The following is a 23488-nucleotide window of genomic DNA, read 5'->3' as shown; positions in this document are numbered from 1 at the left end:
AAAAGTCTTTCTAGTCAATTGCAGTTCACAGATTAGCTTGCACGGCTAAATTCTATACTGTAGATACTCGGATTCTAAAATCGAGCCAGTACAAATCTCTGATTTTACTTCATTCTTTTCTGTCATAATTATACCCGACAAATCCTTTGGTGCATCAGAGTATCGTAATGTGATAGCTGCAGCTAATTTCAGATTTTTTTCAGAATCATCTCCGCGCAAAACTGATACTGGACCGACATGATCTTTTGTCTCAAATAAAACATCGCCAGGTAATGCAAGCGCCTTTAGCATTTCATTCTCATCCTTATGTCTTCCAACAATGAATTTTGTTTTTTCATCAAATCTGAAGTGTCTTCCAATCTTTAGAAGATCAATGTCATTTGTATTTGGTGTCTCAACATAATGAAAAAGATCTTTTGTTCTGATTGAAAATGCAGGATCAGTAAGCAAACAACCGCCGCCTGCATTTGGTGGATTGTCAAAACCAAACTCTTGAGCCATTTTTAGCTGTTCTTTTCTTGAGCGTCCGCGGATCATTCCAAGATTTTCTCTTTTTATCAATCCATCAATTTCTGGTTTTGTTGGTGGTAACAGTGCTGCCGAAAGTGGTCTAACAATAATTCCCTCAAGTCCTGACTCTTTTTCTATTGTTCTTAATGCAGGAGCAAATTGGCTCATTGGTCTTTGTCCCAAAACTTCACCTGATATGATAAATTCTGCACCAATGTCATCCATTACTTTTTTGCCTGCCTTGAACATCATTGATCTACAATCAATACATGGATTCATTCCGGAACCAAAACCATGTTTTGGATGCTTTAGCATCTCGATATAATCATCACCCAAGTAAACAGTTTTCAAATCAACACCTAACGAATCTGCAGTCTCCCTTATTTCAAATCCGCAACCTCTACCACAATCAAAATCACAAAACGGAGTCTTGATTGCAACAGCAGTAACATCAAATCCCTGATTTTGCATCATTTTTACCGCTAGTCTACTATCAAGACCACCTGACAATAATGCTACAACTTTCTTCTTCTCTTCCATAAAATCAGAAGGTCTTTTTCCAATATCTAAAGGTACTGTCAAGTTATTGAGAAATAATTTCATAACTTGACTTGGCGGCATTGACTAGACAACCTACGGTACGATCTTAGAAGGTTTAGATGATCATTACAACAAACATAAATGAAGATACAGTCAAGTTTAAGATTAATGCAAAAGCGCAGAAAAAACCTTTTAAAATATTGTAATGATTTAGGATATGATTCTCTGGTTGCATTTGAACCTGAAAATCTATTTTACATGACTGGATTTTGGGGCGAGGCAATTGGCATACTGGATAAAAATGGCTGCACGATTGTATCTCCTGAACTTGAAACGGGTAGGGCAAAGGAAGAATCCACTGATTGTGATGTGGTCAAGTCAGAGCGTGGAAAGGGCTCCCTTGCCACTCTTATCAAAATGCTCAGGAAAAACAAGGTGTGCACAGACAGCGATAGTTACAACATAGTAGAGAGCCTCAAGAGATCCCTTCCAGAAGTAAAATCCTCAACTGACCCATTTTATCGTGCAAGGGAAGTAAAAGACTCTCAGGAGATTACAATATTAAAAAAAGCATCATCAATCCTTGACGAGATGTATGAAATATGTGTAGACAAAATGATGATTGACCAGTCTGAAGCTCAGCTTCAGACTATATTGATGCAATATGCAATGGAGCAAGAAATGTTTGCAACTGGATACAAGTCAACACTGAACCCATTGATTATTGCAGGTGGTCCAAATGGTTCACTGCCTCATGCACAGGTAACTGATCGAAAATTCAAAAATGGAGACATGGTTGTAGTTGATCTTACTTTACGATACAAGGGATACGTCTCTGATGCAACTAGGACATTTGGTCTTGGTTCAGTATCGGCGGAAGCAAAAAAAGTCTATGAAATTGTGCGACAATCACAAGAGGCAGGACTCAAAGCTGTCAAGCCAAATATGTCTTGCAAATCTGTAGATGATGCTTGTAGAAAATTAATTGAAAAGAAACAGTATGGAAAATATTTCATTCATTCTACAGGTCATGGAATTGGACTTGAAGTCCATGAATTGCCAAACCTCGGTCCATCAAGTACAGCAATTTTATCCAAAAACATGGCAGTTACAGTAGAACCTGGAATATACATTCCACGAAAATTTGGTGTAAGAATTGAAGACTCGGTAATTGTTGGAAACAAAGTTGAAGTCATGCACAAGTTTACAAAAGAATTGATCATCATATAGATAGGATAGAAATTTACCATGGCAAATTTCTTATACAAATGTAATTTATTACATTCATGATTTATCAGATGTTATTTTTCAAATATTCTGTAATATCATATAACAAGGAGATCTTCTAGGTGACAGACTCTTGGTCTTTTATCCTAGTATCAATACCGGTGATGCTAGTATTTGGGATGCGTCATGCACTTGATGTTGACCATATTACAGTAATTGATAATCTAATTAGACTGCATCATGCTACAAAAAAATCTAGAATGGTAGGAGCAGGATTTAGCTCTGGTCACATGATCTCCGTATTAGCCGAGATGATCTTCATCATATACATAGTTGGAAGCCTTACTACTACAGGCAACCTGCAATTTTGGGGCGGCATTGCGGGCGCAATAGCATTGGCTGTAATAGGCGGCATCAACATCTATGCAATAAAAAAGTGGGGAAAAAGTGGGGCTGCAATACTTGCAAGCAAGGTTCTAAACAGGGTTGGAATACTAGGTCCTGTTGGATCTTCTTTTGTTACCGGGTTAGTATTTGGTTTAGGTTTTGATACTGCTACACAAATTTCTGCAATAACCATATCTGCAGTGACATCAGCTACTGCAGGAATCCAAACAGCATTGATTCTCTCTGGGTTCTTTGCCCTTGGGATGATCCCAATCGACACATTAGACAGTGTTATTCTTCGCTCTGCATTCTCTAGAATATTTGATACCAAGGATTTTAGATATATGGCATATGCATTAAGTGGTCTAGCCATAATGGTAGCTTCATTTGAATCATATTCAACACTAGCTAGTACGAGTGTACTTCCAGAATGGATAGGTCCTGTCTTGGCAGTATCGATAATTACAATTTCTTTTGGGTATGTCTTTGCAACAAAAAAAAAGACAAAGATTACATCGTGATACAAGAACTAATTCGAAAGAAAATAAACTCTAGAACTAGTACAACTAGTCTATTCTTTTTTCAATTTCGTTTCTGATAAATTTTACAATCTTGGACTTGTTCTTCCATCCGGATTCCTTGAAAGTTTTTGAATCAACAGATATCACATTATTGTAGTCAGGATTTTTTCTATATCTCTTGGTACCAATATCATTTGCAATGACAAGATCACAATCTGATTGTACGATTTTCTCCCTTGCCTTGTTTATCAAATCTCTTTTGGGTATGTTGGCCTCTGCTTTGAATCCTACGAGAAAAACATCTCTCTGAATCTTTTTTACATCATTAATCATCTTGGGTACTCTTTTTAGCTTTAAAGAAATTCTAAGAAGATCACTATTGATCTTGGCTCTATGTGGCTTTTCTGGGGTATAATCAGATATCGCAGCTGCAAGTATTATGATATCCCATTTTTGCCTCATCTCTTTTCGTAGCGCACCGCCCATTTCCCCGCTTGTCTGGACTCGTATCAACTTGGCACCCTTTGGAGGAGCCTCTGTACCAGGACCATAAATCAAGGTGACTTGGCAACCAGCTGAGACAAATTCTGATGCAAGCAAGACACCAGTCTTACCTGTGCTCTGATTTGTAATCACTCTAACAGGGTCGATATACTCTATTGTAGGACCTGCAGTAATGAGCACTTTTTTCCCCTTGAGAACAGGTGACAAGCCAAACTTTTGTAGTATCAGATCAAGTATTTCTTCGGGCTCGGCAGCCTTTGCCTTGCCCTCTATAAATTTTGGAGAAATAAAATCAACTTTGTTTTTGAGAAATTCAACGTTATTTATTACTGCAGGATTTTCATACATTGCTTGGTGCATTGCAAGTGCTATGATGATTGGAATCTTGGAGCCAAGACCGACACTTAGCACAGTCGATATTGGAGTGTCGTCAATTCCATTTGCAAGCTTGCCAAGTGTATTTGCAGTGCATGGATAAACAATGATAAGATCAGACTGTTTGTAATCTGCAACTTTTATGTGTTCTAGATCGCCTGTTAGTTTTGTAATTACTTGGTTTCCAGTAGCCCATTTGAAATAACTTGGTTTGATCAAATCAGTTGCAGCCTTGCTTGCAACACATATTACATCTGCACCATGTCGCATAAGCAATCTTGCGAGCTCAATTGATTTGTATGCAGCAACACTTCCTGATATACACAAGATAATTTTTTTTCCTGCAAGACCAGTGCCATCAGAGCTAACTATGTCAAGGGAAGGATGTTTTTTACTCAAGTTCTTTTTTCAACCTTTCAAGTTCTGATTTATCAATAGAGAAAGAGTGTTCTAGTCCTGGAAACTTACCTGATACTACATCGCTTTTGTAAGACCCGATAGCTTGCACAATTTCAGAAGATAATTCAAGATATCTTTTTGCAAACTTGGGTTTTATCTTTTCATACAGGCCCAAAGCATCATGCACAACAAGCACCTGCCCATCGCAGTCAGGTCCAGAACCAATTCCTATTGTAGGTATACTGATAGTATCTGAAATAATTTTTGAGACCTCTCTTGTTACCATTTCTAGTGCAATACTGAATACACCAGCTTCCTCTAATGCCTTGGCAGAATCAATCAATCTGATGGCAGTATCTCTTGTCTTTGCTTGGACCTTGTAGCCCTCCTGAAGAGTAGTAGTCTGCGGCTGGAACCCAATATGTCCCATCACTGGTATACCAATTTCTACAATGGCATGTATGGTATCTTTAATCTCAATTCCACCTTCTAGTTTAACTGCATCTGCACCTGATTTTATCAGTCTTCCAGCATTTTCAATTGCCTGAGATTTGCTTGCTTGATATGACATAAATGGCATGTCTGCAACAACCAAAGCATTCTGTCGTCCCCTTGAAACTGCCTCTGTAAAAAGACACATCTGGTCCATCGTAACAGGTATGGTATTGTCATATCCAAGCATCACCATTCCGGCACTATCTCCTACAAGCAATATGTCTACACCAGCCTTGTCACAAAGCTGTGATATAGTATAATCATATGCAGTAATCACAGTAATTTTCTTGGAATTTTTCATTAATAATATGTCTCTGACAGACTTAGGCATTTGCCATCCTCCTTAGATTTTTTCTTATGACGCCGATGGATTTTTTCAGGTTCTTCTTGTTGTCAAATTTTGATTTTTCTTTCAAATCTTCTTTTGATAATTTTTTACAAACATCAATCAGTATCTTCATTCCACGAATTACATTGTCAACAATTGTAATATCTGCAGTCTGTGCAGTACGCGACATGGGATTCAGGTCAAACGTAATAACGTCTTTTCCAAACTTCTTTAATGCAATTGTTCTATCTCCATCTTCCAATGGTACTAGTACAACATCTGCAGAAAATATTCCACGCTTGTCAACAACTCTTCTTGCACTGTCGAGATTGGGAATCCTCTTTGCAAACTTGGGATCAACTCCTAGTACTTCTTTTGCACCGTTTTTCCTTAGAATCTGCGCAATGGTTTTTTTTCGCTTTTCGCTTGCATAAAACAAATTTACCTCAATTTTTGCCCCCGTGATTTTTGACAGCTCTACAATTTCCTTTGCACAAAGAGCTGCAAAATTACCATTTACTGATATCACAGGTAATTTGGATGCCAGAAGCGTCCTAGCGGCAGCTTTTATTGCCTTCCGAGATGTCTTGGTTGTCTTTTCACCTATGAGATAATCAAACATCTCACCTCTACCATGAGCCAAGAGACCTTCCTCTACAACAAGACCTTCTCTGAACCCATGGACAAGTTTTTCCCGGATGTAAAGAGAAGTGGCTCTTGGATGTGTCTTTGGAATCAACACTAGGAGACCCTAGCTCCACTCTTGTCTATCTCGGTTTTAATTATCACTCCATCATATTTTTTTAAAATTTGCATAACTTCAAATTCTTTTGTCTTTGGTACAAGTGTAAATACCGTTTCCCCAAACATTGCAACACCTGACTTGAATCCATTTTGGGATAAATCATCAATTACCAACTGCATCTGCCTTGTAATGACATGGACATACTTGGCAAATTCAAGTGACATGTCCAAAAATTCCATCTGATCTCTTGATTTTAATAATTTTGTAACCATCTTCCCACCTAGGCCATTTATCTTTGAAAGTTCAGTCTTGATGAATTGTTTTGTTGATATTGGAGAAAAGCAAATTACAATCGCAGTATAATCTGTATGGATCTTTTGCAGGCTTCCGATTCCGGGAGCACCTTGTTTTGTCCTTATCTCAAACCCGCCATGATATGATGACAGTACTGTTCCAAGTCCTGTCTTACAGTGAATTTCGGCATTGTGAGCAACCTGTCCTATTCTAGTCCTAGATAGATTTGTTCCAAGTGCCTTGTTTAACGCAAATGCCAAACTCAATGCAACAGCACCGCTAGAACCAAGACCGTAACCAACTGGTATGGTGGTATTATGTTCTATATCTAAAAAATAATTTTGATTTACAATTTTAAAAAATTCCTTTACAACAAATTCTGAAACCTGGGTGTTATCAGATTTGTAACCAGTTACGGTAATCTTGAATCCTGGTTTATCAGAGCTTGTCACCTTGACCTTTGTTGTTACTCCCTCCTTGATACAAAATCCTGCACCAATTGACCCCTTTTGTTCTGGCTCCTTTGGCTCTACTTCTGCCTTGAAAAAACCAGTAATGTGACCTGGTGCAAAAGCTACTGCTTGCATAACTAGCTTAAATTTATGAGAAAATATAAAAATGATCATTAAATTATATAAATTAGTATAAATTGACTAAATTCATTCGGCGCTTACAAAGGATAGGGAGCAGTATCCTAGTTTCTCTTCCAATAGAATGGGTTCAGGCAAACAAGCTTGAAAAAAGTGATGAAGTAGAAATTGAGACTGGCTCTAACAGTATTTCAATTACTCCCACTGGTGGAAGCAAACCGCCAAATGAAGTCGTGATACCATATCCTGTATCAAAACAAGAAAACATTAGTGCCTACATCACAGGTGCATACCTGCTTGGATATGATATCATAAAGATCAAGGGAAAATCAACAATTTCAGTAGAAGACAGAGAAAAGATCCGTGGACTGATGCGAAGGCTTGTTGGTATGGAAATTGTTGAAGAGGACGCATCAAATGTAAATGTGCAGTTTTTACTTGATGCTACTACACTTAGTCCAGATAAGATACTAAAAAGAATGAGCTCAATTGTTCTTGGAATGTTTCGTGATACAATATCATGTCTTGCATCTGACGACAGGTCAGTATTACAAACAATGCCGAGTCGAGATGATGAAATTGACCGGCAATATTTCTTGCTTGTACGATTAATCCGAAGTGCAATGGTTGACAAGAAACTTGCAACTGCACTAAACTTGGGAAACATTGACATCCTAGACTATAGGGTAGCAGCAAACTTGCTAGAGACTGCAGGAGATACCATAATAGATCTTGCACATTCTATTTCAGAATTACCAATATCAAAAACTGATACAAAAAAGCTATATGATACTGCACAAGAAATAGAAAATGTACATGAAAAATCAATCACCTCATTTACGGAAAATAATAGAAAGCTAGCAATTGAAGCAATCACACTTCACAGGAACTATCAAAAAAAGATCTCAGGCGTAGGTTCATCACTTGATCCAAAGAAACAGGGGTCAATACAGTTGTTAAACTTGGTATTTACATTTGAAAAACTATCTAGATGTTGGGCAGATGTTGCTGATTTGGTAAAGCCAGTCTATACCTGATGTTTCTTGTTGATAGCATAAGTCAAGACGGCGCAGATTGTTTTGGAATCTGTAATCTTTCCAGATGTAATCATCTTGAGGACTTTCTTGAAATCAATTTTTACAACAGACATGATTTCATCTTGGTCAAGCTGTAAACCTCCTACTTTCTTTGTTCCTGATGCAACATAACAATGAATAATTTCAGTATTGTATCCAATGGAAGGATAGTACTTGATCAAAGGAGTCATCTTTTTTGCTGTATATCCAGTCTCTTCACGCAGTTCCCTGTGGGCACACTTGAGAGGCTTTTCTCCCTTTTCTAGGGTTCCAGCGGGGATTTCAAGCACGTATCCATGCGGAAACCTGTGCTGTCTTACTAGCAATATTTTACCATCTTCTATTGCAAGTATGGCGGCAGCACCTGGGTGTTCAATTACCTCCCGTGTAACTTTTCGTTTGTTTATAGATAAAGTATAAAGACTAAGTGAGAGAACTCTGCCCTTGAAGACATTTTTCCTCATTCAGAAAAATTAAACCACAATTATGTTATGAATGTATCTCAGACATGAGATGAAGTTTCTTTGATTTCTTGGCTTGTATGATTGCCTCTATTACCCACTTGTTCAAAAATGTAATCTTTTTTGGCATGAATAAATCCACAGAATGTATTCCTTCAATATCATGAATTTTGACAGAAAGATCATCCATTTTGTATATATTGTCGGTATACATGAACAGCACAATCTGGTTCATGTGCACAAATGGATTTTGTAAAAATGACTCAGAAAACACTTTGGCAAGTTTTGTAAGTGTTCTTTTTACATCTGTCACCCCAACTAAAATTGCAAAGGGAATAAACTTATCCATGTTTTTTGGATTATAAATTAATGTAAATTGAATAGCTTCATCATTTTGTAATTTTTCCAGTGAGCGAGCGATAGTCTTTGTTGAGAAACCAGACTCTTTCGCAATCTCTTCAATTTTTAATCGTGGATCTTTTAATAAAATATCAATAATTTCAATGTCTGTCTTTGTCAGATCAGATCTTATTTCAGGATTTTTTGCTTCAAAGATACTAAGAACTCTAACATCATGAAGCAAGTTCTTTGCAAGATCCATTTTTTTCACGGGATCTTCTTTTACTACTATGCTACATACAGTGATGCTGCCAACACATGGTACCACAAAAAATGGCTCTCCTACCAATCTTATCTTTTGTATTATGTCATTGATCTCTTTTCCAGTAACCACAAAATACAAAACACTATACCCTAATACAGGCGGTTCAATTTTTAATGCAAATTTTTCAATTATTTTGTTTTCAATCATTTTCTGAATTCTCGATTTGACAGCAACCCCTGAAATGCCAATCTCTTGGCCAATCTGCCTGTCAGATTTTCTACAATTATTGAGCAAATGTGAGAGAATTCGTATGTCTATTTTGTCCATTTGTTGCAGTATTGCCTCATTAATTATATCAAATCAAACATGTATTATATATTATTGTCTACTATGATAAGTATATGTCCATAAAACATTAAATATCAGACTAATTCTTGATCGACTGTGGATTACAGGGCCCAGATTGGTATCAGATTCATTACAAGACGCAAGGGAAGTCTTATTGCAGCAAGTCTTGCGGTGGCAATTGCAATACTTGTAGTACAGGTAAATTCTGTCATATTCCAAGGGTTGTACGATGCAATTGTTCGTGATCAAATCAACTACAGATTTGGTCATGTATACATCACAAGACAGGAAGATTATATTACAAAATCTGATTTTGTACTCATAAATTGGCTAGAAAGAATTCCATATGTTCAAGCTGCAGCTCCAAGAATTGATTCTTCAGCTTCAATCAATGCAACAATTAATGGACAATTAATTCATGATTATTCAGTTCCTGTAATAGGGGTTGATCCAGTTTTGGATAAGGAAGCATCTACAATGTATCAAACTGTAGGAGCTGGTGGTCAGTATGTCTCATATAGAAATTCAGCTGTACTCGGAGCAATTGTAGACAGAGATCTTGGCTATCCGCAAGTAGGTGATACTATAAAATTAAAATTCAAAGACCAATTTGGTAATGATGTTTTAAGAAGATTAACTATCGTTGGGATAACTACAACTGCAGGTTCAGTGGGTCTTGACAATAGTGTTATAATGAATATAGATACTCTGCGTGAAATTTTAGGTAGACCGCACCAAACACAATCAATTCTTGTTAGACTAAATGATCCATCAAAGGATACATATGTTAAGGATCTATTTCTTGCTGCATTTCCATCCAGTGCTGATAAATTCAAGGCCCAGACAATTGAAGAATCTGCAGAGCAAACACTGAGCGGATTTAGGTCAGGCATTGCACTGATTAATCTAGTTGGGTATTTTGGTATGATGTCGTCTGCATTTGCAGTTGTCACAATACAAATGATGCAGGTAACAAGCAAGACCCGTGACATTGGTGTAATGAGGGCAATAGGTGCAAAAAGAAAAGATGTACTACTAGTTTTTATATTTCAAGGAATGGTGATTGGTGCAATAGGTGCAGGGCTTGGTACTGTGATGGGTGTATCTTATACTACATATGCGAAGGAAACCCACATGACATTTCAAGGAAGCCTACCGCTTGAGGTAAAGTACAACTGGACAAGCATAATCCAGACTGATATCATGGCATTTGTGCTTGCAGTCATTGCATCAATATATCCAGCATACAAGGCTACCAAATTAGAGCCAGTGGAGGCAATGAGAGTTGGCTGATTATGTACTAGAGGTAAAAAACATCGATAAGGTGTACGGTCAGGGCGAAACCGAGGTCTATGCTCTCAAAAACCTGTCATTTAGTGTCAAGCGTGGAGAGTTTATGTTAATTGTAGGAAGCTCAGGCTCTGGCAAGTCTACATTACTTAACATGATTGGATTGCTTGACAGGCCAACAAGGGGCAAGGTGATAATTGACGGAGTAGATACATCTGAATTAAGTGATAACCAACTCTCTACATTTAGAAACTCAAAGCTTGGTTTCATATTCCAGTTCTCAAACCTCTTATCAGATCTTACTGTTCTTGAAAACGTTACACTGCCAAGAAAGATCCAGGGCACAATAGATAATTCTGCAGACGAGGCAAGAACATTACTCAAAACAGTCGGGCTAGAAACCCAATCTCACAAGTTTGCAAACCAAATTTCTGGTGGACAGGCCCAAAGAGTTGCAATAACAAGGGCATTGATAAACAAACCAGCTGTAGTACTTGCAGATGAGCCTACCGGAAACCTCGACTCGGTATCGGCTGAAACTACAGTGCAACTGCTCAAGTCACTCAACCGGAAACTATACCAGACATTCATCATTGTTACACATGATAGACACCAGTTTGGTGAAGTAGATAAAGTGGTAACAATAAAAGATGGTAGAATTCTCAAAGAAGAGATGGAGGCAAATCTAACTTGATTTACAAAAGTATCATGTTGTTAGTGATCTTGCTTGCAGGACAGATGATAATTCCAAGTTATGCACAAGCGCCTGAACAGCTGGCACCAGGTGCATCACCCTTTGAGCATGGATTTAATGACATCAAACTTCTTGACGCATATTTTGGACCTGCCGGACAAAAAATTGAGGTAGAACCAGGGGACAAGAATGTTCCACTTACTATAGTATTATCAGATGTTGGCACGGAGGACATCACAGGGATTAGCGGGCTGCTCAGCTTGCCAGCAGGATTCTCGGGATCTCTTGCAGATAATGGACTAATCAAGGCTGATAATACACAAACAGCTACTGCAGGTCAGTCCTTTACGCTCACATTTTTTGTCAACGTAGACAAAACCGCCAGTATTCATGACTATTCAGGAACAGTCAAGATCACATATTCAAGGGTACGAGAAAATGGAGAACGCACTACATTTTTAGACTTTAATTTCAAGGTCACAGGAAAGAGTGTGGTAAACCTCAAGGCAGGAAATCCATTTCTTGACCCTGCATCAAATAACAACATTACAATCCAAATCTCAGATGCAGGCACAGCACCACTAAATGACGTCGATATTGTCATACAAAGAGATCAGAATACTGGTACAACAACTGATACAAACAACTTGCAAGGAATAGTGCTTGACCAGAACCACTGGAAAGTGGGGACAGTCCAACCAGGATCATCTAATACATTTTCAATGCAGGCATTCATTCCACAAAATGTTGCAGGACAGACTATTCATGCACCATTTACAGTATCATACTTTGATGGACAAGGAAACCAAGTTACTACAACAAGAACAGTCGATTTTATTGTGGGGCCTACAAGTTCTGTATCAATAATAAGAATATCATCTCCGCAGTATCTATTGACTGGAGTGATGCAAAATCTAACACTAGGAATTGAAAACTTGTCGCCATCGAAGATATCTGACATTTCAATTTCAATCACGCCAAATTCTAGCAATCTAAAGATATTACAAGATAACAAGTGGTTTATACAAGAAATAAACCCCCTTGAAAAGACTGACCTAATCATTCCAGTATTTGCAGACCAGAGTATTGAAGGCCAAGCAGTCAACTATGAAGTTGATATCCAATATACAAAAGATGGAGCAACAGTGATCGAAAAACAAAACTTTGCAACCTACATCAGGGGAGTAATTGACATCTCACTTCATGATATAGGTGTATCAGATATTGCAGGCAAGAAAATGATAATTGGTGATGTACTCAACCAAGGAAATGTAAAGGCTGTATTTGGCCAGGTGACAGTATCATCTGTAGACAGTACGATAATCAAACCATCAAGCCAATACATTGGAGATATTGATATTGATGCACCAGTACCATTCAACATCCCAATAAATTCTGATACTGTACCAACAGGTGATCAAAAAATCCAGGTTACACTTACCTGGAAGGACACATTATTGGAACAGCATACAATAACAGAAGTTGATACTGTATCATTTGGAAACCCGCCAGTCCAGTCAAGTGACAATGGCATTAACCAGCTACAAATAGTCATACTTGTGGCAATTGCAGCAGGAATAGGTGGTATAGTGTTCAAGATACGAAAGAAAAAGATTGTACTTGAAAAGAAGATAGAAGAATCAAGCTAAGGGTATATTTACTCGAAAGGCATTTTTTCAGTCATGATATGGGATGAGATTGAAATCCCAAAAGAAGTTCGCCATTTTATGCTAGAAGAGGCAGAGGAGACAGTACTGGGTCAGAAAAATGGTGCAAAAAAACAGTACCGTTATGGTAATCTACACATCAGAGAATATGACGACAAGTATCTAGTCCACATGGATAAAGTAGATCCAAGAAAAGATCCTCTTGGCCATATTATACAAGATGCTCCTGAAATTATTGTTGGAATTACAAGCGGCTTGGTTGCAGCAAAAAAAGTTTCATCAAGTGTTTATAAATTACAAAAGAATATGCCTTTTGTAAAAGGCACATCTCTCCTTGCAGGACTTGTGGCATCAGTACTTGCAGGCTATGCAGGATATACTATAACAAAAAAGCTAAAAGAGTTCTAGGGAGGAGAAGACAAATTACACGAAGAAGAACAATTCAAACCTTCATCAAGCTCATACCACTTGTACTTGCATTACGAAAGGACAGAAGAGAGTGGGTAAAAAAACAAGGAAAAAATGTTGATCTCAAGAGATATCAAAAAAATGCACGCAAAGCACTCAAGACATTTCTTTCTCTTGGTCCAGTATACATCAAGTTGGGTCAGTGGCTCTCATCAAGGGCAGATATTTTGCCACAACCATATCTTGAGGAACTAGCCAAGCTCCAAGATGAGGTTCCAGCAGAATCATTTGACAAGGTAAAGCCAATCATAGAAAAAGATCTTGGGCCAATGGACAAAAATTTTGATTTCGTTGACACCAACGTAATATCTGGAGCATCACTTGGACAGGTCTACAAGGCAAGACTTAGGGGACAAGACGTAATCATAAAAGTCAAGAGACCAGGAATTGAAAAAGTTGTTGAAGAAGATATACATGTACTAAAAAAAATAATTCCGTTTACAATGAAGTTTGTTGACCCAAACCTTCGTTATTCCGCAGAGGCAATGCTTTCACAGTTCATTGAAACTATCAATGAAGAAATGGACTATAGAATCGAGTCCCAGAACCTAAAGACAATCAAGAAAAATATGCAGAGCTACCCAAAACTGATAATTCCCTCTGTTATAGACGACCGATCTAGCAAAAATATACTCACTATGGAATATCTGCCTGGAATAAAAATAACAAACGTCAAGGCACTTGACGAGGCAGGAATTGACAGGGAACAACTTGTAGTGCGTGCCCATAGAATCTTTTTTACCATGTTGTTACGACACGATCTATTCCATGCAGATCCGCATCCTGGAAACATTTCTGTTACAAACGATGGTTCCCTAATACTGTATGATTTTGGGATGGTCGGTAGGCTGGATACCAAAACAAGACTGAAACTAATCAGGCTTTATCTTTCGCTCATAGAACGAGATCCAATAAGAACAGTATCTGCAATGGATGATCTTGGAATGCTTATGCCAGGATATGACAGAAATATAATAGAAAAGGGTCTTGCGCTATCAATTCAGGCATTTCATGGAACCAAAGTGGACAGGATGGAAGTCAAGGCACTCATGGAGCTTGCAAACAAGACAATGAGCAGATTCCCATTCAAGCTACCAAAACATCTTGCACTTTACATGAGAATGACATCAATACTTGAGGGAGTGTATCTTACCCACAAGGTAAATTTCAGGTTCATCAACGTACTACAAAATATCATGGAAGAAGAAAATATTATACGAGATGCATATGTAGAAGAACTCAAGATCTCTTTTGGAAAATTTGTAAAATCAATAGATGCTGCAATTGCAGTGGTGCCAGAGATCAGACAATTCATTGAGCAAAACAAAAACATGCATGCAAGTAAACCAAAATCACGAACTGTTCTGCTTTCAGGTACTATACTTGCAGCTGCAGTCTTTGTTGGATCTACTATTTTGTATTCAACAAACAATCTGGTGGGAGAAATTGGAATGATAAGCTCTGCTGTCATAATGGCTCTTGCTATTGCATTAAAGGAACACTAGCCAGCTAGTACTATTCTATTGCAATATTTTTACCAGTCTTTGTAGGTATTGTTAAAGTTAATACGCCGTCACGATATTTTGCAGATGCTGCTGGATTATCGTCGTCTTTTACCTCGATTGGCAATTTTATCTTTTTATCAATTGAGCGTGGCCTCTGTCTCCAAATTACTGTACCATCTACCTCATCTTCTCTGGTTGCTACAATTGAGAGAATGTTGCCATTGAGTCTTAGTTTAATCTCTTTTTTGTCAAATCCTGGCATGTCTATTGCTACCACCAGGCTGTCATTTTGCAATATCATGTCTACTGGGGGAAGAATAAACTCATAGAACTCACGTGACTTGTTGCCTATTTCTTTCATGACTTCTTTTACCATGTAATAACCAATGCCCATGTAGTATCATTTAGTACTTTTTTGATTATTAAACCTTAGTCCGATTTGCTATGCAATATTACCAATACGTTTTATCCGAGTCCGTCAAATTCACAATTTATCTACTGCCCTATTTAATAGGACTTTGATGATTATTGTCATAGAGGGCTTTGACCAGGCAGGAAAAAAAACCCAGTCAAAATTATTGTCCAATTTCTTAAAAACCCGAAATAAAAAATCCACTATATTTAGTTTCCCGGATTATACTACGCCAGTTGGAAAAGAGATAAAAAACTTTCTTGGTGGCAAGCGCAAATTTCCACCACAGGTAATACATTGTCTTCTTGCAGCAAACAGGTGGGAACGATCAAAGAACATTAAAGATGCACTTGCAAAAAATCATGTCGTTATTATGAATCGCTATTATCAGTCTAATCTAGTATATGGAACAGTAAACGGACTTGACTTGAAGTGGCTTGAAAATCTTGATAGGGGTCTTCCAAAAGAAAATATTGTAATATTACTTGATGTCAAGGTACTAGATTCATTCTCCAGAAAAAAACAGAAACGTGATAGATTTGAAAAAGATAAAACATTTGCGCTCAAGATTACAAACACATACAGAAAACTTGCAAAAAGATATCATTGGAACATAGTAAATGCATCACAAGAAAAAACAATAGTCCACCAACAAATAAGGGATATCATATCAAAACATATCCGATGAAAAAGATATGACCAAAAAATATCTCCAGATAGTAGATCCGATTCATGATTTCATTACCGTATATCAACAAGAGGTAGAACTGATAGACTCCTCAGTATTTCAAAGGCTTCGAAGGATACGACAGCTTGCAGGCGCACACCTTGTCTACCCTGGTGCACAACATTCAAGGTTTGAACATTCACTTGGAACAATGCACATTGCAGGCCAGGCGGCAAATGTGCTAAGAAACAAAGGATATCTTGATGCAAACGATTCTGAAAACATACGAATGGCGGCACTACTGCACGATGTTGGTCACGGACCATTCTCTCATTTATTCGAAGAGGTCCTGCAAAAAAAGAAAAAAAATTCTCATGAGGACATTGGACAAAGAATCATACTGGAAACAGAGATTGGCGATATAATAAAAAAATCAGGATTTGACAAGACATTTCTTGCCAAGCTTGCATTTGGAAATTCAAAGTACCAGTTCATGAATGAAATAATCTCTGGCGGACTGAGTGCCGATATGATGGACTATCTTCTACGTGATGGTTACTTCACTGGTGCAGAGTATGCAAAAGTGGATTTTATGAGGATAATCCACTCACTTGATGTTCACGACAAGAAACTTTCACTTGACAAGTCTGCTCTTCACTCTTTTGAGTCAATGATGATATCTAGATACCAGATGTTCAAAGCAGTGTATTTTCACAAGACTGTGCGCTCTGCAGAAGTCATGTTAATACAAGCTATGGCGCTTGCAGATAGCGAGCTTGGGCTCACTACTGATGACATAGAAATCTATGTCCAAATGACTGACGAGCTTGTCATATCCAAACTTGTTTCACTTGAGCCAAAAAATACAGATCTGAGAAGGGCAAAACAACTCGCGATAGAATATCAAGAGAGAAAGCTGCTCAAGTGCGTTTATGAAAAGATCTTTACTAGACCCAGAATGAGGAAAATGAACATAACAAGTCTACAGAACGAAATTGCCAAAATGTCCAAGGTAGACGAGTCTGAAGTCTTTATCGATGTATCAAAGACACCATCAATTCCGCTTGCTCCATCAAAAAAAGAATCCCAGTCAATCATTCTTACAACAAAAAAGGGAGAGGGACCAAAGGAATCCTACGAGTTACCCATATCTGAGATTCCGCTGGTCTCTGCAATTTCAGGTTTTATGGATATACTACGGGTATACACACGGAAACAATTCAGAAAAAAGGTTGAAATGGCCGCAGCCGTCATTCTTGGTGAAAACAATCAATGAAAAAAAGAATTGTAGTAAAATTGTCAGGAAGCTTGTTTGGTCTAGAAGATATGAAGACACTAAAACAATATGCCGAGTTTTTTGTGAAGATGAGCAAGGTCTGCCAACCAATAATAATTGCGGGTGGTGGAAAGATTGCACGATATTATATCTCTCATGCAAGATCATCTGGTGCAGATGAATCAACACTTGACGAGCTTGGAATTGAGGTATCAAGACTTAATGCAAAACTTTTGATCTATGCGTTACAAGAAAAAGCATATCCGCATCCACCAGTCAATCTAAAAGAGGTTGCAAATGCAGCTGACACCGGACTGATTATAGTAACAGGTGGACTTCATCCCGGACAGAGCACAAATGCTACTGCTGCGCTAATTGCAGAAAAAGTGCGGGCTGACACATTTTTCAATGCTACAGATGTTGATGGAGTATACGATTCTGATCCAAACAAAAACAAGAATGCAAGTAAGTTCAAAAAAATACCAATAAAGAAACTGCGCTCAATGCTTGTACATCAAGACTCTATAGCAGGGGGTTATGACTTGATGGATATTGTTGCATTAAAGGTGATAGAGCGTTCCAGATTAAAGACAAGAATACTAAAAGCAGATACAAAGATACTGGAAAAAGCAATTAAAGGAAGTCCCGAGGGTACCGAAATTACACTAGCCTGACTTGTCCTGTATATTCTGGAATGTTGGCACTGGTGGCTTTATTCAAAATTTCTCTCGCATCATTTTCTGAAAGGACATTGGATTGGGATTTTGCATACCCCTCTTCATCAACTATTACAACAAGCCATCCTTCGCCAGATTTTTCAATAACTGCCACAAACTCTTTCTCCCCGACTGGCACAAATGTACCTTGAGATTTTTTTACAGTAAGTGTAAGCATAGCAAAGCCTGCATATGAGAATAACGTCATCTGGGACTTTCTTGATCTCTCTTGGCCTATTCTGATGGCCTTGTGATACTGCATGAATTATATTTTCAAACTTTTACTATAAGCGTTTTCAACTCAACATTTAAGAATTGAACAACTGGTAAAGACATCCTTGGAGAAGAAAATCTTTGTCGTTATTGCAGCAGTAGTTATTGTTGCAATACTTGGTGTGATCGTAATTCTGCCAAGCTCAGGAATTCTTAAAAACATGTTTACTCCAAATGCCGATACACCGTCTGCATTAACATCCGTAATGACTGAGGTGAAACCTATTGATATTCGATACAATGGATCGTCTATAATATCAGTTGGAAGCAGAAATGCAGTGTTAGAAACAAAATTCAATCTAACAAATCCAAATGACAATACTCTGATAGTTGAGATGGTAAGCTATGATATTTATGCAAATGGCATCGTCATTGGTCATGGTCAATATGGAGAGCGATATCAGGGAAGCTGGGAGAGCTCATCTTATCTGCCACTAACACAACACAATTCTGAAATCATCTCTGTTGACACAAAATTGCTCAATGATGGAAATAACCCCGAAGTCTGGTCCGCATTACAGAATCATGCTGTACAATTTCGGTTTACAGGAACTGTATATTATTCTACACACTCTGCTTTCTCAGGCCAGACCTATAATAGAGACTTTAATTTCTCGCAATAGCTTTTAGTGCTTTGCAGGATTGTATCTTGATCGAATGAATTTTACAAGATAAACAAAACCCAATATTATCCACGCAAGTATCATTGCACCCCATGCAAGAACCACAATCTTTGGTATGCTGAGATTAAACTGGTATACATAATGGAGATATTCTGACGGGATTATCTTGTCTAGTTGGTATATTGGTAAAAAATATGGATTTAGATCCTTTATGTCAATTATGGATTTCCTGGCAAGCATTGTGATTAGGGCATGCCATCCAAAAAAACATGTCACAAAGAAAAATGTGGCCTTTCTTCCAACTGGTTTTCTATATCCCCGTTTTTCAAATTTTTCTAATCTCTTATTGACTCTGGCAAGTTCTGTCTTTAACTCTTCAACAGGTTTCTGCTCTCCTACTTTCCTCTTTGAGGATCCAAGATATGTTGCTATGAGTGAATCAAGATATTTTTTATCAGAATTATAAATCGTCTTACCGTCCTGTAGGGCTTCTAGGATATAGCTTAATCTTCCAGTGTCTCCCTTTTTAGCATCTATCAAATGTATCACATAATCAATTAGTTCGTCTACCATGCGTCATCATATTCCAATATGACATGACTTGACAAAAATGGCTTTAGATGACATTATCAATATTATCAAGCTCTTTTGGAAAGGGATTTTAATTATTACTACGAATGTTCTTAGCCTATCTTCTTAAAAAAACTCATAATTGGTTCTCTATCAGAACTTGAAAGAGACGAAAATCCCTCCAATAATTCCCTTTGAACATGTATTGCTTCATTTACTGCCTTTTTGATATAGTCTGAATTGAACGGAACAAGTCTGTCGATTGTTCCCTCACTATACGATTCAATGTATTTTCTCAGCAATAACAAAACAAAATTTGGCGCAACATCAAGCAATGTCATAATTGCCTTTCTAAGGTCTTTTTCTTTTATGTTGGTCTCTTTTTCAAAAAAGTCATTCATGATACGAATTCGTTCCTTTCCAGTATCAGATACAGAAGCTGCAACAAGCAAACCACTGTCAGTCAATTGGTAGTATGGAACCCCTTGTTCTTGGAGCGCCTTTGGACCACGTTTTATTGGCAATCTCCCAGCCTCTCTTACCAATTCTAAAGGAAGGAGGATCTCATCTAAATCTCTGAAAATTCCGGAGTAGATGTTCTGCCAAGTAGTACCATTTTGTTCTGCCAGCTTGTGTGCAATAGCAGTACGAGTCTTTCTTGTTGGCAAAGTCTCAGATGCAAGATGAATAATAATTCCACGCTGGCGCATCGCCTCACCGGTAAATTCTTTATTTTTTGTCTTAAATGTTTGAAAAACTGATAGTTTTGGGATCTGCTTTTTTGTTTTAGTCATCTTTATTCACAAAATGATTCTTGAATGGTGAAATGACTCTCTTTTATAGTCTGATAATCTAAAATATTCATTTTGTGATATTATCATATTTTCCCACGATATAAGAATTTGTGACATGTGATTGCAACAAATTATTTTCTCTCAAATACAATATGGACTAGCTTGAAAAACTCTGTCTTTTCTATATTACACATATCGAATTTCAATAAAATGGATTTACATTACCCTCGAGTCTACAGTAATAATATGCTGATTTCATCTAACGAACTAATGGAACAGATTAAAAAACCAAGTCTTGTTCTTATTGATTGCAGATCATACAAAGATTATCTGGAAGGACATATTCCAGGTGCAGTAAATCTAGATTTTTTTCATTATCACTGGTTTGACACCTCCAAAGATGGAATAAAGGCATTTGAAAAACAAATGGAAAACCTTCTGTCTTTTTTGGGCGTTACAAAAGATAAGACAGTTGTTTTCTATGACGATGTATCTGGAATGAGTGCAGCAAGGGGTGTCTGGTTATCAATGTATTTTTCTCATGAAAATACATTCATGCTAGATGGCGGATTTAAAAAATGGAAGAGATCAGGCCTTGTTATTGAGACCAAGACTAATGGATTCAAGCCTGAAAAATTTTCAGGTAAGATAAACAAGGAAATGATTGCAGGTTATGAATACATCAACAAAAAGATTGGCACAGCAAAGATTCTTGATACAAGAAGCAGAGATGAGTATGACGGAAACACAATACGTGCAGCAAGAAAGGGACACATTCCAACTGCTGTCAACATAGATTGGATACTAAACATCAATGAAGATGGCACAATGAAATCTCTTGAAGATCTTGCCAAGATGTATGATTTTTCAAAGAATGATGAAATTATAGTATATTGTCAGGGAGGATATCGTGCAGCAAACTCTTTTCTTGTACTCAAAATGCTTGGCTTCAAAAATGTCAAGGTCTATCTTGGCTCGTGGGGAGAATGGGGCAATAAACTAGATCTTCCAGTTGAACTAAACCAAAACTGAGATTCTTGACTGTAACAAAATAATGTACGATGATCGCATGTTAGTTAATTTAAAAAAATTTGAAAATACATTTGTAAAAATTAAGTTAATATAACCTCCTTAAATGAGTCTTCGGTGATGGTGCTAAACAAGCGTTCAAAATTATCGATTTTAGTTATAGCTGCGGGATTGACAATTGCACTATCAACTTTTGTGTCGACAACTCCCGCATTTGCTGCCGCCGACAGTTCTACTACTAGTGGATTAACCAAACCACTCTTGGCAATCGCAGCTGCAATTGCAATTGCAGGTGGTCTTATTGGTACTGGTAATGCACAGCAAGGTATTGGTGCTGCCGGTATGGGTATTATTGCCGAAAAGCCAGAGAAGTTTGGCCAAGTGCTATTCTTCTTTGTGATTCCAGAAACTCTATGGATCATCGGATTCGTGTTGGGAATCATATTGCTACTGGGCATACTATAGTGGTTTTCAGTAATGAGCATTGAAACGTTCATTCAAGAGATAGAGACTAGAAAGCGAAAGGAAATTGAGGATCTTGAAAAAGATCTTCAAGAAAGCAAGTCTAGGCTCCAAGCAGAAATGAATAATACCTTAAAGGAGATTCAAGAACGTTTTTCAACTGAAGCTAAAGTCAAGTCAGAAAGGGAACAGGCAAGAATAATCGAAGCCTCAAAACTTCAGGCAAAGAAGATTATGTTTGATGCCATTAATGCTAACATGCAATCTGCCTTTACCATGATTCAAAAGGAGATCAAAAATTACACAAATAGCCCACAGTACAAGAAATCTCTTGAGACCATGGTCAGCAATTCAAAAAAGAAACTTGGTCAAAATATTATAGTTCATTGCCGGGAAGAAGACAAATCAATTCTCAAGGAACTTGGAGTAACCACAAGTAAGTCAATTAAGACTCTTGGTGGCATCATTGCAGAAAACAAAGAAGGAACAAGAGAATTGGACCTTACCTTTGAAGAACTACTTCGAACCAATGAAGACCAAGTCAAGAGCTTCCTCTCGGAGAAAATGTAATGCCAACATCACAATACGCATCATCATTTGGAAGGCTGCAGGCAATATCCCTTAATCTTTTATCAAAAGAAGTAATGCAAAACCTAATGAAAGCAAAAGATGAAGTCGATATGGTAAAAGCACTTGAATCTACTTGGTATAAACCAGAAATTGAAAAGGCAGCATCAATTTTCAAGGAATCTGAACTGTTAGAAGTTGCACTCAATAGACATCTTGTATATATAAACAAGACTGCACTGGAAGCAACTCCATTTAATGGCAAATCTGCCATTCGGGCATATCTTTCAAAATGGGATATTTACAATATTGAACTAATTCTTTCTGCAAAGAGCATGGGAAGACCAATTTCAGAGACAGAGTCATTTCTTGTTTCAAGCAGAAATGTTCCTGCAGGAATCTCTGCTGGAAACATCTCTCATGATGAAATGAAGATAATTCTGTCACAGACAGGAGTTGATGGTGTTGTAAATCAACTTGTAAAATACAACTATGGAACAATTTTGATGCAGCACCTTGAAACATATCAGAATAATGGCAATCTTGGTCCCATGATGTCTGCACTACAAACTTTCTATTATCGTAATTTACTAGAATCACTCAAGTTTTTCCAGGGTGATGAGGGTCTTATTCGGGATTTCATAAGGGCAGAGATTGATAAGAAAAATGTACTCAGTCTTCTCAAGGCCAAAGAATCTGATCTAGACAAGGAGATAGTAAGCAAACATCTGATCGAGGGAGGCAAGATGACCAAAAATGAATTACTAGATGTTTACAATGCAAAAGATGTTTCAGAGATTGTCGGCAGAGTAGAGAATAGATTCATGTTGGTCAATGCATTGGCTCAGTATAAGAAATCGAATAGTTTGATTGACTTTGAAGTTGCTTTGGATAAATTCATAAATTCCGAATACGTCAAAAAATTGAAAAATATTGCACTCTCAATTGGTACTATATTCTACTTTATCATTAACACAGAACATGAACGTGAAAACATCAAAAGAATTGCTTATGGTAAACGCTATAACCTCTCTGCAGATTACATCAACTCGTTATTGCTAATCGAATGAA

27 protein-coding genes are annotated in these 23488 nt (G+C 37.6%); 16 read left to right on the top strand and 11 right to left on the bottom strand.

Annotated elements, in window-relative coordinates; genetic code table 11:
- Positions 1 to 45: 45 nt before the first annotated feature.
- Positions 46 to 1050: a tRNA (5-methylaminomethyl-2-thiouridylate)-methyltransferase gene (locus BQ3481_RS08410; RefSeq protein WP_157928531.1), complete on the bottom strand. Its 1005-nt coding sequence runs from the start codon at positions 1048 to 1050 to the stop codon at positions 46 to 48.
- Positions 1051 to 1218: 168 nt separating this feature from the next.
- Here BQ3481_RS08410 and BQ3481_RS08405 point away from each other — a divergent pair, with 168 nt between their 5' ends.
- Both BQ3481_RS08405 and BQ3481_RS08400 read left to right on the top strand, forming a co-directional pair.
- The gene (locus BQ3481_RS08405; protein WP_157927862.1) at positions 1219 to 2280 is read left to right on the top strand and encodes a M24 family metallopeptidase; all 1062 of its coding nucleotides are present in this window, start codon (positions 1219 to 1221) and stop codon (positions 2278 to 2280) included.
- A 119-nt stretch (positions 2281 to 2399) separates the two neighbouring features.
- Positions 2400 to 3185, top strand: a complete 786-nt coding sequence (locus BQ3481_RS08400) for a HoxN/HupN/NixA family nickel/cobalt transporter (RefSeq protein ID WP_157927861.1) — start codon at positions 2400 to 2402, stop codon at positions 3183 to 3185.
- Positions 3186 to 3230: 45 nt separating this feature from the next.
- Here BQ3481_RS08400 and coaBC read toward each other — a convergent pair whose 3' ends face one another.
- From coaBC to BQ3481_RS08380, 4 genes are read right to left on the bottom strand one after another with little or no spacing between them, the layout of a single operon-like run.
- Complete coding sequence (gene coaBC / locus BQ3481_RS08395) at positions 3231 to 4463, bottom strand: bifunctional phosphopantothenoylcysteine decarboxylase/phosphopantothenate--cysteine ligase CoaBC (RefSeq protein ID WP_157927860.1); 1233 nt, start codon at positions 4461 to 4463, stop codon at positions 3231 to 3233.
- Complete coding sequence (gene panB, locus BQ3481_RS08390) at positions 4456 to 5289, bottom strand: 3-methyl-2-oxobutanoate hydroxymethyltransferase (protein WP_157927859.1); 834 nt, start codon at positions 5287 to 5289, stop codon at positions 4456 to 4458. Before panB ends, coaBC begins: the two co-directional genes overlap by 8 nt.
- Entirely contained in the window at positions 5282 to 6028 is a 747-nt protein-coding gene (locus BQ3481_RS08385; RefSeq protein WP_157927858.1) for a phosphopantothenate/pantothenate synthetase, read from the bottom strand. Before BQ3481_RS08385 ends, panB begins: the two co-directional genes overlap by 8 nt.
- On the bottom strand, positions 6028 to 6912 hold the full coding sequence (locus tag BQ3481_RS08380) for a pantoate kinase (RefSeq protein ID WP_157927857.1): 885 nt from the start codon (positions 6910 to 6912) through the stop codon (positions 6028 to 6030). The genes BQ3481_RS08385 and BQ3481_RS08380 overlap by 1 nt, the downstream gene beginning before the upstream one ends.
- Positions 6913 to 6974: 62 nt before the next feature.
- Here BQ3481_RS08380 and BQ3481_RS08375 point away from each other — a divergent pair, with 62 nt between their 5' ends.
- The gene (locus BQ3481_RS08375; RefSeq protein ID WP_157927856.1) at positions 6975 to 7952 is read left to right on the top strand and encodes a phosphate signaling complex PhoU family protein; all 978 of its coding nucleotides are present in this window, start codon (positions 6975 to 6977) and stop codon (positions 7950 to 7952) included.
- Here the strand turns inward: BQ3481_RS08375 and BQ3481_RS08370 are convergent.
- Together BQ3481_RS08370 and BQ3481_RS08365 are read right to left on the bottom strand one after the other, a co-directional pair.
- Positions 7943 to 8455: an NUDIX hydrolase gene (locus BQ3481_RS08370; protein WP_157927855.1), complete on the bottom strand. Its 513-nt coding sequence runs from the start codon at positions 8453 to 8455 to the stop codon at positions 7943 to 7945. The genes BQ3481_RS08375 and BQ3481_RS08370 overlap by 10 nt on opposite strands.
- Before the next feature lie 25 nt (positions 8456 to 8480).
- Positions 8481 to 9383: an AsnC family transcriptional regulator gene (locus BQ3481_RS08365; protein ID WP_157927854.1), complete on the bottom strand. Its 903-nt coding sequence runs from the start codon at positions 9381 to 9383 to the stop codon at positions 8481 to 8483.
- Positions 9384 to 9500: 117 nt separating this feature from the next.
- Here BQ3481_RS08365 and BQ3481_RS08360 point away from each other — a divergent pair, with 117 nt between their 5' ends.
- The 5 genes from BQ3481_RS08360 to BQ3481_RS08340 are packed head-to-tail and all read left to right on the top strand — an operon-like array spanning position 9501 to position 15028.
- Positions 9501 to 10697 (top strand): ABC transporter permease, encoded by a 1197-nt coding sequence (locus BQ3481_RS08360; protein WP_157927853.1) that lies wholly within the window; start codon positions 9501 to 9503, stop codon positions 10695 to 10697.
- Positions 10698 to 10719: 22 nt separating this feature from the next.
- On the top strand, positions 10720 to 11388 hold the full coding sequence (locus tag BQ3481_RS08355) for an ABC transporter ATP-binding protein (RefSeq protein ID WP_157928530.1): 669 nt from the start codon (positions 10720 to 10722) through the stop codon (positions 11386 to 11388).
- The gene (locus BQ3481_RS08350; RefSeq protein WP_157927852.1) at positions 11385 to 13037 is read left to right on the top strand and encodes a COG1361 S-layer family protein; all 1653 of its coding nucleotides are present in this window, start codon (positions 11385 to 11387) and stop codon (positions 13035 to 13037) included. The genes BQ3481_RS08355 and BQ3481_RS08350 overlap by 4 nt, the downstream gene beginning before the upstream one ends.
- Before the next feature lie 33 nt (positions 13038 to 13070).
- Positions 13071 to 13463 carry a hypothetical protein gene (locus BQ3481_RS08345; protein WP_157927851.1) on the top strand — a complete coding sequence of 131 codons (393 nt, stop codon included), beginning with the start codon at positions 13071 to 13073 and terminating at the stop codon, positions 13461 to 13463.
- Between the two features lie 14 nt (positions 13464 to 13477).
- The gene (locus BQ3481_RS08340; protein WP_157928529.1) at positions 13478 to 15028 is read left to right on the top strand and encodes an ABC1 kinase family protein; all 1551 of its coding nucleotides are present in this window, start codon (positions 13478 to 13480) and stop codon (positions 15026 to 15028) included.
- 10 nt (positions 15029 to 15038) lie between these two features.
- Here BQ3481_RS08340 and hsp14 read toward each other — a convergent pair whose 3' ends face one another.
- On the bottom strand, positions 15039 to 15404 hold the full coding sequence (gene hsp14, locus BQ3481_RS08335; RefSeq protein WP_394336722.1) for an archaeal heat shock protein Hsp14: 366 nt from the start codon (positions 15402 to 15404) through the stop codon (positions 15039 to 15041).
- Positions 15405 to 15549: 145 nt separating this feature from the next.
- Here hsp14 and tmk point away from each other — a divergent pair, with 145 nt between their 5' ends.
- Genes tmk through pyrH form a run of 3 tightly spaced genes read left to right on the top strand, consistent with a single transcriptional unit; the run spans position 15550 to position 18057 of the window.
- Positions 15550 to 16128: a dTMP kinase gene (gene tmk, locus BQ3481_RS08330; protein WP_157927849.1), complete on the top strand. Its 579-nt coding sequence runs from the start codon at positions 15550 to 15552 to the stop codon at positions 16126 to 16128.
- Between the two features lie 7 nt (positions 16129 to 16135).
- Positions 16136 to 17383, top strand: coding sequence for an HD domain-containing protein (locus BQ3481_RS08325; protein WP_157927848.1), 1248 nt, complete (start codon positions 16136 to 16138; stop codon positions 17381 to 17383).
- The gene (gene pyrH, locus BQ3481_RS08320; RefSeq protein ID WP_157927847.1) at positions 17380 to 18057 is read left to right on the top strand and encodes a UMP kinase; all 678 of its coding nucleotides are present in this window, start codon (positions 17380 to 17382) and stop codon (positions 18055 to 18057) included. The genes BQ3481_RS08325 and pyrH overlap by 4 nt, the downstream gene beginning before the upstream one ends.
- On the opposite strand, the gene BQ3481_RS08315 is transcribed toward pyrH, so the two are convergent.
- Positions 18044 to 18361 carry a hypothetical protein gene (locus BQ3481_RS08315; RefSeq protein ID WP_157927846.1) on the bottom strand — a complete coding sequence of 106 codons (318 nt, stop codon included), beginning with the start codon at positions 18359 to 18361 and terminating at the stop codon, positions 18044 to 18046. The genes pyrH and BQ3481_RS08315 overlap by 14 nt on opposite strands.
- Positions 18362 to 18437: 76 nt before the next feature.
- Here BQ3481_RS08315 and BQ3481_RS08310 point away from each other — a divergent pair, with 76 nt between their 5' ends.
- Positions 18438 to 18995 (top strand): hypothetical protein, encoded by a 558-nt coding sequence (locus BQ3481_RS08310; protein ID WP_157927845.1) that lies wholly within the window; start codon positions 18438 to 18440, stop codon positions 18993 to 18995.
- A gap of 3 nt (positions 18996 to 18998) precedes the next feature.
- Here BQ3481_RS08310 and BQ3481_RS08305 read toward each other — a convergent pair whose 3' ends face one another.
- Both BQ3481_RS08305 and BQ3481_RS08300 read right to left on the bottom strand, forming a co-directional pair.
- Entirely contained in the window at positions 18999 to 19568 is a 570-nt protein-coding gene (locus BQ3481_RS08305; protein ID WP_157927844.1) for a hypothetical protein, read from the bottom strand.
- 110 nt (positions 19569 to 19678) lie between these two features.
- Positions 19679 to 20359, bottom strand: coding sequence for a hypothetical protein (locus tag BQ3481_RS08300; RefSeq protein WP_157927843.1), 681 nt, complete (start codon positions 20357 to 20359; stop codon positions 19679 to 19681).
- A gap of 246 nt (positions 20360 to 20605) precedes the next feature.
- Here BQ3481_RS08300 and BQ3481_RS08295 point away from each other — a divergent pair, with 246 nt between their 5' ends.
- The 4 genes from BQ3481_RS08295 to BQ3481_RS08280 all read left to right on the top strand — a co-directional run bounded on the left by BQ3481_RS08295 (position 20606) and on the right by BQ3481_RS08280 (position 23487).
- Positions 20606 to 21391 carry a sulfurtransferase gene (locus BQ3481_RS08295; protein WP_157927842.1) on the top strand — a complete coding sequence of 262 codons (786 nt, stop codon included), beginning with the start codon at positions 20606 to 20608 and terminating at the stop codon, positions 21389 to 21391.
- Between the two features lie 117 nt (positions 21392 to 21508).
- A complete protein-coding gene (locus tag BQ3481_RS11755) occupies positions 21509 to 21853 on the top strand; it encodes a F0F1 ATP synthase subunit C (RefSeq protein ID WP_231911771.1) in 345 nt (114 codons plus the stop codon).
- A 12-nt stretch (positions 21854 to 21865) separates the two neighbouring features.
- The gene (locus tag BQ3481_RS08285) at positions 21866 to 22420 is read left to right on the top strand and encodes a V-type ATP synthase subunit E (RefSeq protein ID WP_157927841.1); all 555 of its coding nucleotides are present in this window, start codon (positions 21866 to 21868) and stop codon (positions 22418 to 22420) included.
- On the top strand, positions 22420 to 23487 hold the full coding sequence (locus BQ3481_RS08280) for a V-type ATPase subunit (protein WP_157927840.1): 1068 nt from the start codon (positions 22420 to 22422) through the stop codon (positions 23485 to 23487). Before BQ3481_RS08285 ends, BQ3481_RS08280 begins: the two co-directional genes overlap by 1 nt.
- The last annotated feature ends 1 nt before the right edge of the window (position 23488 follow it).

The sequence above is a fragment of the Candidatus Nitrosotalea okcheonensis genome (assembly GCF_900177045.1).
GTDB classification, from domain to species: Archaea; Thermoproteota; Nitrososphaeria; order Nitrososphaerales; family Nitrosopumilaceae; genus Nitrosotalea; species Nitrosotalea okcheonensis.
Note: the sequence above shows the minus strand (reverse complement) of the source record. Positions and strands in the feature narration are given on the sequence as shown.

Excerpts from the sequence above, each read along its gene's own strand:
- BQ3481_RS08280 (WP_157927840.1), top strand. The coding sequence starts at position 22,420 with ATGCCAACATCACAATACGCATCATCATTTGGAAGGCTGCAGGCAATA.
- BQ3481_RS08295 (WP_157927842.1), top strand. The coding sequence starts at position 20,606 with ATGCTGATTTCATCTAACGAACTAATGGAACAGATTAAAAAACCAAGT.
- BQ3481_RS08380 (WP_157927857.1), bottom strand. The coding sequence starts at position 6,912 with ATGCAAGCAGTAGCTTTTGCACCAGGTCACATTACTGGTTTTTTCAAG.
- tmk (WP_157927849.1), top strand. The coding sequence starts at position 15,550 with ATGATTATTGTCATAGAGGGCTTTGACCAGGCAGGAAAAAAAACCCAG.
- pyrH (WP_157927847.1), top strand. The coding sequence starts at position 17,380 with ATGAAAAAAAGAATTGTAGTAAAATTGTCAGGAAGCTTGTTTGGTCTA.
- panB (WP_157927859.1), bottom strand. The coding sequence starts at position 5,289 with ATGCCTAAGTCTGTCAGAGACATATTATTAATGAAAAATTCCAAGAAA.
- BQ3481_RS08370 (WP_157927855.1), bottom strand. The coding sequence starts at position 8,455 with ATGAGGAAAAATGTCTTCAAGGGCAGAGTTCTCTCACTTAGTCTTTAT.
- BQ3481_RS08285 (WP_157927841.1), top strand. The coding sequence starts at position 21,866 with ATGAGCATTGAAACGTTCATTCAAGAGATAGAGACTAGAAAGCGAAAG.
- BQ3481_RS11755 (WP_231911771.1), top strand. The coding sequence starts at position 21,509 with ATGGTGCTAAACAAGCGTTCAAAATTATCGATTTTAGTTATAGCTGCG.
- BQ3481_RS08300 (WP_157927843.1), bottom strand. The coding sequence starts at position 20,359 with ATGACTAAAACAAAAAAGCAGATCCCAAAACTATCAGTTTTTCAAACA.
- BQ3481_RS08365 (WP_157927854.1), bottom strand. The coding sequence starts at position 9,383 with ATGGACAAAATAGACATACGAATTCTCTCACATTTGCTCAATAATTGT.
- BQ3481_RS08315 (WP_157927846.1), bottom strand. The coding sequence starts at position 18,361 with ATGCAGTATCACAAGGCCATCAGAATAGGCCAAGAGAGATCAAGAAAG.
- BQ3481_RS08305 (WP_157927844.1), bottom strand. The coding sequence starts at position 19,568 with ATGGTAGACGAACTAATTGATTATGTGATACATTTGATAGATGCTAAA.
- BQ3481_RS08325 (WP_157927848.1), top strand. The coding sequence starts at position 16,136 with ATGACCAAAAAATATCTCCAGATAGTAGATCCGATTCATGATTTCATT.
- BQ3481_RS08345 (WP_157927851.1), top strand. The coding sequence starts at position 13,071 with ATGATATGGGATGAGATTGAAATCCCAAAAGAAGTTCGCCATTTTATG.
- hsp14 (WP_394336722.1), bottom strand. The coding sequence starts at position 15,404 with ATGGTAAAAGAAGTCATGAAAGAAATAGGCAACAAGTCACGTGAGTTC.
- BQ3481_RS08405 (WP_157927862.1), top strand. The coding sequence starts at position 1,219 with ATGCAAAAGCGCAGAAAAAACCTTTTAAAATATTGTAATGATTTAGGA.
- BQ3481_RS08410 (WP_157928531.1), bottom strand. The coding sequence starts at position 1,050 with ATGGAAGAGAAGAAGAAAGTTGTAGCATTATTGTCAGGTGGTCTTGAT.